Origin of the sequence: Bacteroides sp. MSK.20.82, from assembly GCF_019052485.1 — a bacterium.
In the GTDB taxonomy this organism is placed as follows: Bacteria; Bacteroidota; Bacteroidia; order Bacteroidales; family Bacteroidaceae; genus Bacteroides; species Bacteroides thetaiotaomicron.
Genome location: NZ_JAHQUN010000003.1, coordinates 187,613 through 203,984 on the forward strand (window position 1 = coordinate 187,613; position 16,372 = coordinate 203,984).

The following is a 16,372-nucleotide window of genomic DNA, read 5'->3' on the forward strand; positions in this document are numbered from 1 at the left end:
GGCTATAATGCACATCAGGAATGTATTTTCCGTTCCTGGTCTGTTATTGATTCAAATCGGGAATGCCCTCTAACGAAAAACGGGCTGTCAGAGAATCACTTCTCCGGCAGCCCTTCTTCATTAGGATCAAAAAAACAGAGGAAGTATGATATTCTTTATTCCTGACCTCCCCCTAAAGCACGGTATAGGTTAATTAAACTTTGTATTTCGGTAAAATGATTGGCCGTTTGTGACAGTTGTGCACTGAGCAATGACTGTCGGGCGGTAAGTACTTCCAGATAGGTTGTATTCGTATGTTCCATCAGCAGGGAAGTACTTCGCAGGGCCGTTTGCAGGGAAGTGACCTGCTTGTCCAGCAACAGCCTTTTCCCCTGACTGGTCTGATAGGCAGTCAGCGCATCATTCACTTCGCTGCCGGCGTTGAGCAATGTTTGCTGAAAGCCGAGAGCCGCTTCTTCCTGCTGCGCACGGGCGATACGATACTGAGCCACCACCTGCCCTTTATTAAAGAGCGGCTGCGTGAGCGAACCTACTGCCGATGCCAGGAACTTGCCCGGATTGAGAATCATAGACCCGATGGAGTTCGTCCATCCGGCACTTCCGCTTAAAGTAATGGAAGGATAGAAAGCCGAACGTGCCGCATTGGTGCCATAGAACGCTGCTTCCAGTGTCCGCTCGGCCGAGCGGACATCGGGGCGGGCGGCAAGCATCCGGACAGGGATTCCTACGGCAAAGTCCGTAGGAAACTGTTGGTCTGCCAACGTTCCGCGTTCGTAGTTGCGGGGCGTCTCTGCCAATAATAAAGCAAGACTGTTCTCCACCTGATTGATCTGCTGCTGCAAATCGAGCACAGAACCCTGTACCTGATAATAAGTCGCTTCCATCTGCGATACAGCCGATTCGTTCGCCAGTCCGGCGTTCATCAGGGAACGGGTAGAGGCTACGGTTTCTTTCCATGCCTCCTCCGTCTGTCGGGAGATGATGAGCTGTTCGTCCAGCATCAGCAGCGTGTAATAAGTATTGGCTATACCGGCTATCAGCTGCGTGCGGACTGCTTGACGGTAATCTTCACTTTGTGCATACAGCGCTTTCGCCTGCTTCTTGGAGTTGCGCATACGGCCGAATACGTCCAGTTCCCAACTGGCGGTAACGGGTAGCGAATAACCCTGCGTAGCTTTGTTCGTATCGAAGCTGCTCACTGTCCCCTGCGGGGAAAGCGCAAAGGCGGGCAGGAAAGCAAGTTTGGCGGACATCAGCACTGCCTGAGCTTCTTCTACACAAAGCTGGGCGGACTGGTAGTCGGTATTGGTCCGCAACCCTGTCTCGATGAGGGACTGCAGATGAGGGTCGGTGAAGAGTTCCCGCCAGTCCATATTCCCCAGACCGGCAGTGTCTTCCGTCACCACTTCCCCGCCGTAAAGATCGTCGGGGACGGAAGTGGCGGGCTTGTATTTGGTATAGATGCCACAACCGCTCAGCGTCAGACTCATGGCAACTAACAGGATGATATTTTTCTTCATTCTTTCTTTTATTTATTAACGTTCACGTTCAGCTTCACTTTTCTCTTTTTCTAAAAGCACTTGTACATCTGCTTCTTCTTCCATCGGTTTGCGGATTTTCTCCTGCAAGTACTCAAAGATGATGTAGAAGACCGGAACGACAAAGAGCAATGCCACCGTTCCGACAGCCATACCGCCTACGACACCCGTACCCAGCGAACTGTTGCCATTAGCACCCGCACCGGAAGAGAACATCAGCGGAAGCATACCGAAGATCATTGTCAGCACCGTCATCAGGATAGGACGCAGGCGGACTTGTGCGGCAGAGTAGGCCGATTCTACGATGCCCATCCCTTTGCGGCGGCGTTCGATGGCGTACTCCGTAATCAGAATAGCCGTCTTGGCCAGCAAGCCGATCAGCATGATCACACCCGTCTGCAAATAGATGTTATTCTCCAGTCCGAGTATCTTGGCGAACAGGAACGAGCCCATCAATCCGAACGGTACGGAGAAGATAACGGCAAACGGTACGAGGAAACTTTCGTAGAGACAAGCCAGAATCAGATAGATCAGGAAGATGCAGATGGCGTAGATGAAAACCGTCTGCGCACCACCGCTGCTTGCTTCTTCGCGTGCCATACCGCCATATTCGTATCCGTAGCCTATCGGAAGCGATTCTGCGGCCACTTCTTCAATCACTTTCTGCACTTCACCCGAAGAGTAACCGTCGGCAGGATTCACATTGGCTGTGATGGTGCTGTAGAGATTGAAACGGTTGGCCGTTTCCGGTCCCAGTACCTGCTTCAGTGTAACGAACTGGCTCACCGGAGCCATTTCCGTACCGTTGCGCACAAACATATTGTTCAATGCCTGCTCGTCCAGACGATATTCGGGCGATGCCTGCATCATTACACGATATACCTTACCGTATTGGTTGTAGTTGGAGATATATGCTCCACCGCAATAACTGCCTACCGCATCGAGTACCGCGCTTGGCGAAATTCCTGCACGCTTACATTTGGCGGCATCCACTTCTACCGAGAGCTGCGGGAAGTTGATGGCGTAGGATGTATAAGCCATAGCCACTTCCGGGCGCTGGTTCAAGGCATTGAGGAACTGTGTGGACGCGTCATAGAACGTAGCAAGATCACCGCCTGTCATATCCTGAAGGTTCAGTTCGAGGGAGTTACCCATACCGTATCCCGGAATCATGGCGGGCTGGAAACTGAATATCTGCGCTTCCTTGATGGACTGGAATTGTGCGTTGAGGCGGGAAGCTACGGCATCCGAACCGTGTTCCTTTCCTTTTCGTTCGCTCCAGTCTTTCAGGCGGACAATGATCGTACCGTAAGAAGTTCCCTGACCGGAGATCAGACCGTATCCTGCTACGCGGGCGTAGTGTTCTATTTCGGGCGTATCTTTCAGAATGTTTTCCAGCCGGTCCATTACTTTCGTTGTCTCTTCGAGCGTGCTTCCCGGTGAGATGCTGACATTCACCATGATAACGCCCTGGTCTTCCTGCGGCACGAGTCCCGTCTTGGTCGTGCTCATCAGATAAACCAGCAGGACGATGGTAGCAGCCAGTGAAGTCCATACCATCCAGCGATGGCGGATGAAGTACATCACCCCTTTCTTATACTTGCCCAGCACGGCATTGAACGAAGCGTTGTAAGCTGCGCGTACCCGTCCGTTGATACTCTTGGCGCTCTTGGTTCCGTCCGACGGACGCATCATGATGGCGCACAGGGCGGGACACAGGGTCAGAGCCGAGATCATGGAGATACCTACGGCAGTTGCCATCGTGATACCGAATTGGGTATAGAACACGCCCGAAGTACCTCCCATGAAGGTGACGGGGATAAATACGGCCATGAAGACACAGGTACAGGAGACGATAGCCATCGTCACGTCGCCCATCGCATCTTTGGTGGCAAGGTAGGGCGACTTGTATCCGGCATCAAACTTGGACTGCACCGCTTCTACTACTACAATGGCATCATCCACCACCGTACCGATGGCAAGCACCAGGGCAAACAGGGTCAGGATGTTCAGACTGAATCCCGCAGCTACCAGACAGGCAAACGTACCTACCAGTGACACGATGATGGAGATAGACGGGATGAGTGTACTTTTCAGGTCCTGCAAGAAGAAGTATACCACGAGGATGACCAGAATGATGGCGATAATCAGTGTTTCCACCACGTTGTGTATGGAAGCGAAGAGGAAGTCGTTCGAACTCATCATGGTGACGAACTCCGTTCCTTCCGGAAGGTTTTTCTCCATCCGCTCCATCTGGGCGGTAATTTCTTTATTGACAGCGGTCGCATTGGAACCCGCTGTCTGGAAGATCATATAGAGCACGGCAGGCTGGCTGTCCATCTCACTGCGGAAACTATAAGTCATAGTGCCCAGTTCCACATCCGCCACATCTTTCAGACGGAGTATCGAGCCGTCTTCACGAGAGCGGACAACGGTGTTCTGAAACTCTTCCACGCTCTTCAGTCTTCCGCGATATTTCATCGTGAACTGGAAGACGTTCTGCGAACTCTCGCCCAGTGAGCCGGTAGGGGCTTCAATGTTCTGCTCGCCCAGCACGCCGGTGATGTCCGAAGGCACCAGCCCGTATTGTGCCATCCGTTCCGGTTTCAGCCAGATACGCATACTGTAGGTATCGCCCAGCTCCATGACGTCTCCTACTCCCTCGATACGCTTGATCTGCGGGATGACGTTGATGTCCAGATAATTGGCAAGGAAGGTCTGGTCGTAGCGACCGTCGGTGCAGACCAGCGCGCCGATTTGCAGGAAGCTGGTCTGGCGTTTCATCGTGCTTACGCCGACTTTCGTTACTTCGGCGGGCAGCAGTCCCTGTGCTTTGGCTACACGGTTCTGTACGTTGACAGCCGCCATGTCGGGGTCGGTGCCTTGCTTGAAGTAAACCTGTATGATAGCCAGACCTGCATTGGAGGCGCTGGACGTGATATACATCATGTCTTCCACCCCGTTGATGCTCTCTTCCAGCGGCATGATGACGCTGTTCATCACAGCTTCGGCATCGGCGCCCGTATAGCTGGCGGATACATAGACCGTGGGAGGCGCGATGTCGGGATATTGCTCCACCGGCAGGGTGAAGAGCGAGATAAGCCCTATGGCGAGAATCAGCACGGAGATGGAGATAGCCATCACCGGCCGTTTGATAAATATATTTCCTTTCATAATCAGTCTCCTTCTTATTTAACCTGTGTGCCTTCGCGCACCAGTCCGGCGCCTTCCGATACAATTTCGTCACCGGCTTTCAGGCCGTCCAGCACTACATATTCGCGTCCGTCGTTGATTCCGGCTACGGTGATCAGGGTGGAGACTGCTTTGCCATCCACTACCTTATATACAATCGTCTTGTCCTGCATCCGCACGGTGGCTGTTTGGGGGATAGCGATGCAGTTCTTGTAGATGCTCGGCACTACTACCGTGCCCGATGCTCCGCTATGAAGCAGCCGTGATTCGTTGGGGAACACTACGCGTGCCACTACGGTCCCTGTCTGACGGTCGATCACTCCACTGATGGATTCGATGGTACCTTTCTTCTGATAGACTGAGTTGTCGTTCAGAATCAGTTCCACTTCCGGCATATTCTTTAACGCTTCGTCCATGTCGCCGTACTGTCGGGTAAGGGCGAGCAGTTGGTTTTCGGTCATCGAGAAATAGACGTACATATCCGAATTGTCACTGACCGTAGTGAGCGGATAAGGAATGTTGGCGCTTACCAATGCGCCTGCACGATAGGGCAATGCGCCTACAACTCCGTCACTGGGACTTTTCACTTCGGTATAAGAGAGGTTGTTGCGTGCGCTTATTTCCTGAGCTTCAGCCTGTGCCAGTTGTGCCTTGGCGGTGAGATAAGAGTTTTCGGCAGTCTTCAGGCTAAATTCTGAAACGACTTTCTGTGCATACAGTTCCTTGTTGCTCTTGTAAGTCAGTTCGGCGGTGCTCGTAGCAGCGCGTGCCGCTTCCACATTGGCGGTGGCGGTTTTGAGCGCGGCCCTGTAAGGTACCTGGTCGATGATGAAAAGCAACTGTCCCCGGCGTACTTTCTGACCTTCGGTCACGCAGAGTTTCTCGATTGTTCCCGACACCTGCGGATAGATATCAATATCCTGTCGCCCGCGTATGGTCGCCGAATAGGAGGAAGAAAGTTCTTTGTCCGTTGGTTCTATCTGCATGACTGCATAAGAAGATTTCACTCCTGCATCCGGTGCCTGCTTGCACGATGCCATCCACACTGTACAACCGACAATCCCTATCAGCCGTATCCATTTTTTGTTCACTGTAATCATACTTACTCTTTTTGTCTTTTATTAAAATCAGAACAAAAGTAGGAGAAAAGAACAAGTCAATGGTGACCGATTTTTCTCTATGAATGTCCTGTTTTCGTTATTTGTGCTTTTTGTGGCTAACTATTTGCGTATAAACGATATATCAAACAATTATAAAGGAGTTTGGGACATTCTGTTTTCCCTATTATTTACCAACTTTGCAAAAAGTAAAAAAGGAGAGATTATGGAAAAAGAGAACATTATGACAGTAGATATAGAAGACTTTAAGAAGAGTCAGCATATCCTTGATTATATAGACGATGACTTTGCGATAGTCAACAGTCTGGACGGGATTCCGTATAGTAATGATACAGTCCGGCTGAACTGTTTCCTTATTGCTGTCTGTGCAGAAGGGTGTATCCAGCTGGATATCAACTACCGGACGTATCAGTTGCAGGCGGGCGACTTGCTGCTCGGTCTTCCCAATACACTGATCAGTCGTACGATGCTGAGTCCTAAATATAAGATAAGGCTGGCGGGATTCTCTACCCGTTTTCTGCAACGCATTATTAAAATGGAGAAGAAAACGTGGAATACCGCTGCTCATATCCACAACAATCCGGTGAAGTCTATCAGCGAAGGCGGGGATGATCCTGTTTTCAGGTTTTATCGGGATTTGATTGTGGCGAAGATCAATGATGAACCTCATTATTATCACAGGGAAGTGATGCAGCATCTCTTCTCCGCCCTTTTTTGTGAGATGCTGGGACAGCTTCACAAGGAAATCGATGCTCCCGACAAGGGGGACAGTCCGAAAGAAGGCATCAAACAGGCGGATTATACCCTGCGGAAATTCGTGGAGCTATTATCGAAAGACAAGGGTATGCACCGTTCTGTGAGTTATTATGCGGATGCGCTCTGCTACACTCCGAAGCATTTTTCGAAAGTCATCAAGCAAGCGTGTGGCAGGACTCCGCTGGACTTGATCAATGAAACGACGATAGAACATATCAAGTACCGGCTGAAACGTTCGGACAAGTCCGTCAAGGAAATAGCGGAAGAGTTCAACTTCCCCAACCAGTCCTTTTTCGGGAAGTACGTAAAGATGCATTTGGGGACTTCACCGGCTAATTACCGGAATCGCGAAGATGAGTGAGACGAAGAATCTCTTGAAAAGCCTTCAGGTAGCGTTCGCTGACCGTCTCCATATTGATCTTTTCCCGGATCATCCGTTCCGATTCTTTTCCCATCTCCTTGCAGCGTTCGGGAGATTCGAACATCTCTCTGATTCTACCTGCCAGGCTATCGGCGTCTCCGTCCTTGAAGAAATAGCCGTTCTTGCCTTCCATGACCAGGTCGCGTTCCGTACTGTCGCATACGGCACAAAGGACGGGCATACCATACGTCATGGCATCATTGATCGAAAGCCCTCCCATGCCGGCAAGCACATAGATACTCGATTCGTTCATATAGGCGCCCAGTGTCTTCGGGTCATAGACGGCTCCGATAAAGCGGATGCTGTCTGCCAGTTGCAGGTCGTTTGCCTGTTGTCTGAGGTTGTCCAGTTCCGGTCCGTCTCCTACGATCACCAGTTCCGCTTCCGGATAGTCGGTGGCTACCTTCCGGAAAGCCTCTATCAATAAATCTACCCGTTTCCATTTTACGAGCCGTCCGATGTGCAGCAGGCGACGGTCGCACGGGGGAAGGATGGAGGGGGAAGCCAGTACGGATTCTTTTTCTTTGAGAAGTGCTTCCGTATCGGTCGAGTTGTAGGTGACGTGTATCTGCTCCTTCTTTACTCCGTAAGAGGGGAGGATGTCGTAGGCGGCTGTCGAGTAGTTCAGCGTTCCGGCGGCTTGGGCGTAGCAGTATTTCCGTATCCTTGCCGTTATCCATTGGCGCAGATAGAAGCCGATACCCTTGCTGAGCAGGCGCATACCTTCGTCGTGCATCGGATTGGCTTTGAAATATTCCTTGATCTTTCCGTAGGGAGGAGTCTGGAAGGGGATTTCACGAATCACCAGCTTGGCGTTGCAGGACTTCATAGCCTTTCTCAGTGCGGGCTGAAAGAATACTTGCAGGAAGTAGGGCCATCCCACTACCACTATATCCGGTTTTTCTTCCGCAATGATTTCGGGAAGGGCGGGGAAAGCGCTTTTTCCGTAGAACATCTTTTTCTCCGGTGTGGTCAGATGCTTGTAGGTTCCTCCTTCTACCATTTTCACCCCTTTGCCGATGGTCGTATTCCCTTTCTTCGGGCTGACAACGGTTATTTCTACTCCTTTTGCCTGTAGCCTGTTGAGCATGGCATTCAGGTAGTGGGGGATTCCTCCGAATGTAAAAAGTACTTTCATTGTATATGCTTGCTGATTTGATTAAAACATGTGATTAGTTTCTCCACTTCGTGTTCGTGGGCGTACCGGGCGAAAGCCTGAGTGTCCATCCTTGTTTCGGTACACAGCGAGCGGATAGCTGCGCTGCATTCTCCGGCGTTGTCTTCTCCGGTGGTTTGGCCTGTTCCGTACTGCTCTACCCTCCGGCCCATGCAGAGGCCGCGGCTGACTATGACCGGTTTGCGGAAGGCGGCAGCTTTGGTCAGGAGGTTGCTGCTGCCGGTGAACTGCTTGTATGCGGCAAAAATAAGGTCGCTCTCCGCTATCAGGGCATTGAAACAGCTTTCATCGGGAATCTTCTCCAATGAGAACAGACAGTTATTCCTTGACTCCCCGAACGCCCGCAGGTCGTTTTCCTGTTGTGCGGTGAGAGATGATTTCCCCGCAATGAGGAAGAAATATTCATCCTTTGGCAATAAAGGGATACTCTCTAACAGTAACTTTATCCCCTTGCGGAAATTGATGGAACCGAGCAGGGATATCACCTTCCTTCCTCTGGCTCTCTCCTTCAGTTTGCGCAGCAACGGGTAGTTTGTGGCGGGAGCCGAAAGATCGGCAAAGTCGGGAAACAGCAGAATGTGGCGCTGAAATGTTTCCAGGCCTTTCGCTGAATATTCGTTCAGTATGCCTACTCCTACGCAGTTCTTGCTTCGCAGGAAAGGGCGGGTGTCGGGCATCCCTCGGTGGTAAGGCGGCAGGGCGGACTGAACCAGCAGGCCGCTCCACTGATAGGGCAGCAAAAGATTGAACAGCCATAAGGGAGCCAATGTAGGCAGCATATCGTCGAGGCAGGCAAAGAAGACCAGATCGGGATTCAGCCGTTGAAGACTCCGGCGCAGCCTGTACAGATTTCGCAGTCGAATCACTGCATTGCGCAGTACAACCAGCTTTTTCTGCAACGGTTTTCCGGCAGGAAGCGGCAGTAGCGGAAGCGCTGAGACAGGCTGAAAGGCAACGGCCTCCTGTATGCCTTTCCCGTCGGGAGCGATGAGCGACGTTTCGTACCCCATGCCCGCCCATGTCTGAGCAAACTGTTTATAATACGTTTCCCGATGGCCTGATACTGAACAATCTATGACTGTAACTTTCATGATTCCGATGCTTTTGGGGGCTTGGACATTTCTAATGCTTCTGAATAAACTTGCCGTAACTTCTGCCCTGCCAACTGAAAGTCGAAACGGCTGACGATGGACTGGCGGATTTTCTCTTTGTCGAACGACTCGTAGGTATCGTACAATGTTTTCATCTTAGCGGCGAGCGCATCCACATCTCCCGGTCGGATGAGGAAGCCGCTTTCGGGAGTGATGATGTCCTCCGGTCCTCCGCATATGGTGCCGATGGCGGGCAAGCCTGTTGCCATTGCTTCGATGAATACGATGCCGAATGTCTCCGCAAAGGAGGCCAGTACAAAAGCATCGCAAGTACCCAGCAACCCGGACAATTCTTCCCGTGACAGGCGGCCGGTCAGTTTTACCTGCTCTTGCAGGTGGAGAGACTGAATTAACTTTTTGAGTGGCTGCATTTCTTCCCCGTCTCCAGCAATGATCAAAGAGACGTGCGGCATATCCTTGAATGCCCAGTGAAAAGCAGTCAGCAAATCCCAGAATCCTTTGCGCTTATTCAGGTTTCCGATGCTGATGAAAGTAAAATGTTTCTTTTTCTCTGTCCGGTGAGGACTGAATGCAAAGGTGTTCGTATCTACAAAGTTCGGTATGACGGTCACTTTATCCGGGTCACTGACGTATGCGCACAGGCTCCGTTTCAGTTTCGTGCCGACACAGATGATCTTGCGTGCCTCGCTGTATGCCTTCTTCAGTATCACTGCCTGTGACGGTGTCGTCTGATTGCCGTTGATGGAAGAGGCGTGCTCTGTGATGACATAGGGAACCTTATACCATTTATAAACCAGTCGGGCGGCATACCCTGCCCATGTGCCGAAGTGCGCATGAATCAGGTCGGGGCGACCGTAAGTGCGGATATACTTCCGTACTAACAAGACGGTCAGCAGAGACCAGATGATTCCTCCCGCGCGGGTGCTTAGTTTCGGGTTCCATGCGTGCAGGCGCATGGTGACGAAACTGCCGTTATCTTCTGCCGATATCTGAAAATGACTCTCTTTGCGGAACCGTTTCCATGTGAAGTTCTTCAGAGGTCTTTGCTCCGTGAAGGCAAGTCCTACCTTGCAGCCTGATTTAGCCAGTTGCATAGCCTGCTCGAAGAACATATATCCCCGGTGCGGGGAGGAGTCCTTCTCAGGATAGTACATTGGAAGTATCAGTATATGCATTTGTCTTTTATTTTTAGAGAAAGAATGGTGATGAAATCGCGGATGCGTTTGCCGAAAGTAACGGTCGGCACACCGGTGTAGGCGGAGGCTTTCTTGCGGAAGGCCTCTTCATCGTCGAAAGTGGGGTGGTTCACAAAGTGTTTGTACAGCAGATACAATCCTCTTTTCTTCTCGTAGGGAAGATGCCATACCGCCAGTTGCTCGTCTCCTTTTTCTACCGTATTGTATTTGGGGTAGGTCCAGAGGCGTTTGACGTATTGATTGGCGATATTGTTGTGGATGTTGAGCCTCGTAGCCACTACGCTCAGGAAGTGGGCTTCTTCGTTCAGTTTGGGCTGATTGGCGGCAAAACGTTCCAGATTATAATTCCATAAAGCAGGATACGCTTCGTTGATTCGTGCCACTACATCACCACGCAGCGAGATAAATTCTCCCCCGTAATAATGGACAAGCTCTGTTCTTGTGACTCCGTTTTTCGTATCTTGCTGCTCTGCTTCTTCCTTTTCCGCTTCTGTTTTCTTCGTTGCCTCCTTCTCTTTTTCTCTCTTCTCTTTTTCTCCGTAACAGTCATTATAGATATCTGTCATCTCCTTTAGTGTGATTCCGTTCACTTTGAGGTCCGGTCGGTCGGATGCATCGTACAGGGCGGAACCGTATTTCCGTGTGTCGCTGAATAGTTGCTCCAACGGACGCATACAGAGACAGTCCGCATCGCAGATGAGCAACGTATCGTCCGCTTGCATCCTTTTCTCCATATAGCGCAGGATATCATACAGGTAGAATTGATTTCTCCATGCCCCGTACCATCCTTTGGGAGGGATGCAGAGATAAGGCAGGGTAACAGTCTCAATCCGTAACTCCTTGAATAATCGTTCCAGATAATCGGGAAACTGATCCAGATTGCTGAAGAAAAGCAACTTGTCATCCGGATGATAATGCCTGAAAGTGGTAAAGAACGGCACTTGTATCTGCATATAAATGGAATGGACGAGGGCGGAATCTCCCCGTTTGCCTGCCTGCGGATAGAAACTGGCATCTTCTTTGGATTCCTTGTAGAACCAGGTCGCTATGTAATTGGTAGGTGTCGTCATGATATCTTTTTCTTTTTAATGAACTGAATACATTCCTTGAAAATGACTGATTGCATTTTCCACAAAACAAGTGCATATAGAGAAGCCACGAAAAACACTTTGATGGTAAGTGACAAATACAGATTAGTGATGCCCGACGTTATGTAATGGGCTGCGATTGTCAGCGAAGCTGCCAGCAGAAAATAAGGAGCGATATCTTTCAGTATGCTGAACAGCGTCAGCGGAATCTCTCTCCGGGCAAAGCAGTACCAGACAAACAGCCAAAGTATATTGATAGCGACAAACAGATAAATCATGGTGGTGATGCCGTATGGATAACTGATACAGGCAGTGATCAGCTGCAACACGCTCAGTGCGATACTGTTGAACATAAAGATGGAAGACCGTCCGCGGCTGACCAGCAATAAAGAGAACAGATTGTTGATCGGAATAAAGGCTCCCCATATACAAAGTAATTGCATGATCCGTGCGGAAGCGAGCCATTTGTCCGTGATGGCAATCAGAATAAACTCTCTGGAAATGAGGCTGAGCCCGAACATGGCAGGGAAAGAAATAAAAGCCGTGAAACGCAGCATTTTATGAAACACGGCCGCCTGACGCTGCGGGTCATTAGCTACACTTGCCAGTACGGGCTGGGTGACTCCGTTGATCATTCCGGTGATGAGGGCGTGTCCCTTATTGTTCCAGTTGTTGGCCTGGCTGAAGTCTCCGACTTCCTGTTTAGTGTAGAATTTACCCAGCAGGACGGAGAACAGGTTTTGGTTGATAATAATAAAGACTTGCGTAATCAGCATTTTACTGCTGAATCCGAACATCTCCCTGATGGGAGAGAAGTCAATGCGGAAACTGGGTTTCCAGTGGGCAAAGTACCAGTTGAGTGCCGTGCCTATGACGACAAAGGTCATTGTCTGTATAGCCAGACCCCAATAGGCAAATCCGTTTGCGGCAAGAATAATCCCCACAATACCGGATAGAAACAGGCTTGAAAGAGAAATGATGGTATTCTCCTTCACTTTGAGATTACGGAAGAGAAGAGCTCGCGGAGCTATCCCGAAACTGGCTATAAAGAAACTGAGGAAAGAGAAACGGGCGAGCGACGTTAACTCCGGAGTATCGTAAAATTTAGCAATCAGCGGAGCTGAAGAATAGAGCAAAATATAAAGAACAGCACTAAAAGAGATACTGAACCAGAATACAGCGTTATAGTCTTTATCGCTGACTTTCTCGCGATTGGCGAGTGCTGCGACAAATCCGCTTTCCTGCAGGGCGGAAGCAATGGCCGGAAAGATAGCCAGCATACCGATCATACCGTAATCGGCAGGGTCCAGTAATCTTCCTAACACTACTCCGAAAAGAAGTCCTAACAGCTGTTGTACACTGCTGCTGAGGCCTCCCCAAAATAGCCCTTTTGCTGTTTTTTGTTTCAGTGACTGTTCTTCACTCATATTATTATAATCGGTGAAGGAGAGTGTGTCAAAAGTCAGTAGTAACTAAATTCCCCTCCTTCAGGAAGGAGGGGTGGCTGAAAGCCGGGGTGGTAGGTGTACTGCACAAGTGAATATCATCAGTTGATGTATTCACCTACCACCTCCCCCTGCGGGTACTCCTCCTTCCTGAAGGAGGAGAGTTTAGTTACTATTTTGACACCCCATCCTTCCATTCCTCATTTGTTGATGGCTTATTAGCTTATTGCTTATTTCACTTCGCTGCCCGGCTTCACCTCTTTCTGAGGCATGATAACTGCCAGGCTACCGTCGTTGTTTTCGGCACTCAGAATCATACCTTCGCTGACGATACCTTTCAGCTTGCGCGGTGCGAGATTGGCGATAAAGCAAACCTGTTTGCCTACCAGTTCTTCCGGCTGGTAGTGCTTTGCGATGCCCGATACGATAGTACGTGTTTCCAGTCCGTCGTCAATCTTGAATTGCAGCAGCTTGTCGGCTTTCGGCACTTTCTGACATTCAAGGATGGTACCAACACGGATGTCGAGTTTCGTGAAATCATCAAATTCGATGTTCGGACGAATCGGGTTTGCCTTATAGTTGGCTTCTTCGTTGGCCTTCTTCGTGTCGAGCAACTTCTGTACCTGTGCCTCGATTACGCTGTCTTCTATTTTTTCGAACAGCAGTTCCGGCTTGTTCAGCTGATGTCCTACCGGGAGCAGGTCGTTCCTTCCCAGTTCCGACCATTCGAAGCTTTCCATGTTCAGCATCTTGCGGAGTTTCTCCGAGCTGAAAGGCAGGAACGGTTCGAAAGCGATGGCAAGGTTGGCAACCAGTTGCAGAGAGATGTTCAGGATGGTGCCTACACGTTCCATGTCGGTCTTTGCCAGTTTCCAGGGTTCGGTGTCGGCAAGGTATTTGTTGCCGATGCGTGCCAGGTTCATCGCCTCTTTCTGCGCGTCGCGGAATTTGAATACGTCGAGCAGCTTTTCTACTTCTGCCTTTACGTTGGCAAATTCTTTCAGGGTTTCTTTGTCGTAATCCGTCAGTTCTGCGCAGGCGGGTACTTTGCTGTCGAAGTATTTCTGAGTCAACACCATTGCACGGTTCACGAAGTTGCCGTATACGGCTACCAGCTCATTGTTGTTGCGTGCCTGGAAGTCTTTCCATGTGAAGTCGTTGTCCTTCGTTTCCGGAGCATTGGCGGTCAGTACGTAGCGGAGTACGTCCTGTTTGCCGGGGAAGTCTTCCAGATATTCGTGCAGCCATACCGCCCAGTTGCGGGAAGTCGAAATCTTGTCTCCTTCCAGATTCAGGAATTCGTTGCTCGGCACGTTGTCCGGCAGGATATAGCTTCCTTCCGCTTTCAGCATGGCGGGGAATACGATGCAGTGGAATACGATATTGTCCTTTCCGATGAAGTGGAGCAGACGCGTTTCGGGGTCTTTCCACCATGTCTCCCAACTGTCGGGAAGCAATTCCTTGGTATTGGAAATGTATCCGATAGGAGCATCGAACCACACGTACAGCACCTTTCCTTCCGCACCTTCTACGGGCACAGGGATACCCCAGTCGAGGTCACGGCTGACGGCACGCGGCTGCAATCCCATGTCGAGCCAGCTCTTGCACTGTCCGTATACGTTGGGGCGCCATTCCTTGTGGTCTTCCAGAATCCATTGGCGCAACCATCCTTCGTGTTTGTCGAGGGGAAGATACCAGTGCTTGGTCTCCTTCATCACAGGTTTGCTGCCGCTGATGGCGCTCTTCGGGTTGATCAGATCGGTGGGCGACAGGGAGGTTCCGCATTTCTCGCATTGGTCGCCATAGGCACCTTCCGAATGGCAGTGAGGACACTCACCGGTGATGTAGCGGTCGGCGAGGAATGTTTTCGCTTCTTCGTCGTAATATTGTTCGGATGTTTTTTCGATAAACTCTCCTTTGTTGTATAGCGTCTTAAAGAAATCCGAAGCCAGCTCATGATGCGTCTTCGAAGTGGTGCGGCTGTATACATCGAACGAAACGCCGAATTCTTCGAACGATTTCTTGATCAGATAGTGGTAACGGTCTACTACATCCTGCGGAGTGACTCCTTCTTTCTTTGCACGAATCGTGATAGGTACTCCGTGTTCGTCCGAACCTCCGATAAACAATACATCTTCTTTCTTCAGTCGCAGATAGCGCACATAGATATCTGCCGGTACATATACGCCGGCCAGGTGACCGATGTGTACAGGTCCGTTCGCATACGGCAGTGCCGATGTGACGGTGGTTCTCTTGAATTTCTTTTCCATTGATATAGAGTGATTTTATGATTTTACTGCTTGCAATGTGCAAAGATACGGTTTGCAACGTGCAAAGATAATGCTTTCCACAGATTTCAGGAAGAAATGTGACAGGAAATCTGTGGAAAAGGCTTGTTTAGCCTGTGCCGTTTTTACATCATCATATTCTTTCTGATGGAGAACTTCACTATTGCCATATCCTGAATGGTGTCTACAGGCAAGTCCATCGGCTCGTGGTGCGGATTGTAGCTGACGAGTTTGACGTACCCTTCCTTCTCCGAGCGGTTGACGTATTTCACCGTCAGATACTGGTCTCCGTCGAGGTGGAACGCCACGATGTACATTTCTCCGTAAATGACGTTGCTGAAATTGTTGATCCCCTTGAACCCTACGATATCTCCCGATTTGAGAATGGGATACATGCTGTCTCCGTTGACAAAGATGGCTCCGTCACACGCGGGTATGCTCGGAATCAGTATTTTGCCTAGCGCATATTGGCGCTTGTCGGAAAGCAGGGTTCTTAAATTGGCGGCGGCAGTGATGTCATAGAGCGTCACACTCCGGTCGTCTATGGCTTCTGTGGTTTTTGAATTGTGAATAGTCTCTACTTCTCCCCGTATCTTTCCGTTGTCAAAAGACTTCGGGTCGTGCAGCGGACTTCCTTTTCCGGTCAGCAACCAGTTATAGTCTACATGATGCAGCTTGTTCAGCAGTAAGGGAAAGTCTATGCTGTTTCGCGCGCACCAATTGGAAAGTGTCGCTCTGGCTACTCCTAAATATGATGCAAGTTCACTGTCCCGTTTCAGATTCAACGCTATTTTCGCCCGCTTTACGATTTCCGGTACATTCAGCAGTGTATCCGCTTGTTTCTCATTCATGTTTTTGCTTACTTTTTTATATGTTAATATTTATTCTTGTCTTATCGCCTCATATACAGTCTTTTGTAAAATAATTCAGCGTTAATATCTAAAATCATTTGTTTTATATATGCGACTTTCTATACCTTTGTGGTATTCGAAATGAATATTTGATTTCAAAATTAGAAATAAAAATTAGATAAACCATGAG

Annotated in this window: 11 protein-coding genes; 1 reads left to right on the forward strand and 10 read right to left on the reverse strand. The window is 49.9% G+C overall.

The genetic code is table 11. The annotated features are described in order from the left end of the window. Positions 1-155 precede the first annotated feature (155 nt). Genes KTR07_RS04860 through KTR07_RS04870 form a run of 3 tightly spaced genes read right to left on the reverse strand, consistent with a single transcriptional unit; the run spans position 156 to position 5,830 of the window. Positions 156-1,520 (reverse strand): efflux transporter outer membrane subunit, encoded by a 1,365-nt coding sequence (locus tag KTR07_RS04860; protein WP_113748059.1) that lies wholly within the window; start codon positions 1,518-1,520, stop codon positions 156-158. A 15-nt stretch (positions 1,521-1,535) separates the two neighbouring features. Next, on the reverse strand, positions 1,536-4,712 hold the full coding sequence (locus tag KTR07_RS04865) for an efflux RND transporter permease subunit (protein WP_011108542.1): 3,177 nt from the start codon (positions 4,710-4,712) through the stop codon (positions 1,536-1,538). Between the two features lie 14 nt (positions 4,713-4,726). Next, positions 4,727-5,830, reverse strand: coding sequence for an efflux RND transporter periplasmic adaptor subunit (locus KTR07_RS04870; protein WP_008761836.1), 1,104 nt, complete (start codon positions 5,828-5,830; stop codon positions 4,727-4,729). 223 nt (positions 5,831-6,053) lie between these two features. Between KTR07_RS04870 and KTR07_RS04875 the strand changes: the two genes are divergently transcribed. Beyond that, the gene (locus KTR07_RS04875) at positions 6,054-6,965 is read left to right on the forward strand and encodes a helix-turn-helix domain-containing protein (RefSeq protein WP_008767227.1); all 912 of its coding nucleotides are present in this window, start codon (positions 6,054-6,056) and stop codon (positions 6,963-6,965) included. Here the strand turns inward: KTR07_RS04875 and KTR07_RS04880 are convergent. The 7 genes from KTR07_RS04880 to KTR07_RS04910 all read right to left on the reverse strand — a co-directional run bounded on the left by KTR07_RS04880 (position 6,937) and on the right by KTR07_RS04910 (position 16,182). Beyond that, positions 6,937-8,163 carry a glycosyltransferase family 4 protein gene (locus KTR07_RS04880; protein WP_011108541.1) on the reverse strand — a complete coding sequence of 409 codons (1,227 nt, stop codon included), beginning with the start codon at positions 8,161-8,163 and terminating at the stop codon, positions 6,937-6,939. The two genes, KTR07_RS04875 and KTR07_RS04880, sit on opposite strands and share 29 nt — an antisense overlap. Further along, positions 8,160-9,293 carry a glycosyltransferase gene (locus KTR07_RS04885; RefSeq protein ID WP_008767225.1) on the reverse strand — a complete coding sequence of 378 codons (1,134 nt, stop codon included), beginning with the start codon at positions 9,291-9,293 and terminating at the stop codon, positions 8,160-8,162. The genes KTR07_RS04880 and KTR07_RS04885 overlap by 4 nt, the downstream gene beginning before the upstream one ends. Then, positions 9,290-10,489 carry a glycosyltransferase family 4 protein gene (locus KTR07_RS04890; RefSeq protein ID WP_008767224.1) on the reverse strand — a complete coding sequence of 400 codons (1,200 nt, stop codon included), beginning with the start codon at positions 10,487-10,489 and terminating at the stop codon, positions 9,290-9,292. Before KTR07_RS04890 ends, KTR07_RS04885 begins: the two co-directional genes overlap by 4 nt. Further along, positions 10,477-11,580 (reverse strand): hypothetical protein, encoded by a 1,104-nt coding sequence (locus KTR07_RS04895; protein WP_113748060.1) that lies wholly within the window; start codon positions 11,578-11,580, stop codon positions 10,477-10,479. The genes KTR07_RS04890 and KTR07_RS04895 overlap by 13 nt, the downstream gene beginning before the upstream one ends. Then, positions 11,577-13,025 (reverse strand): lipopolysaccharide biosynthesis protein, encoded by a 1,449-nt coding sequence (locus KTR07_RS04900; protein ID WP_113748061.1) that lies wholly within the window; start codon positions 13,023-13,025, stop codon positions 11,577-11,579. The genes KTR07_RS04895 and KTR07_RS04900 overlap by 4 nt, the downstream gene beginning before the upstream one ends. A gap of 248 nt (positions 13,026-13,273) precedes the next feature. Beyond that, positions 13,274-15,313: a methionine--tRNA ligase gene (gene metG / locus KTR07_RS04905; protein ID WP_008767220.1), complete on the reverse strand. Its 2,040-nt coding sequence runs from the start codon at positions 15,311-15,313 to the stop codon at positions 13,274-13,276. Between the two features lie 143 nt (positions 15,314-15,456). Beyond that, a complete protein-coding gene (locus KTR07_RS04910; RefSeq protein ID WP_008767219.1) occupies positions 15,457-16,182 on the reverse strand; it encodes a S24 family peptidase in 726 nt (241 codons plus the stop codon). Positions 16,183-16,372 lie beyond the last annotated feature (190 nt).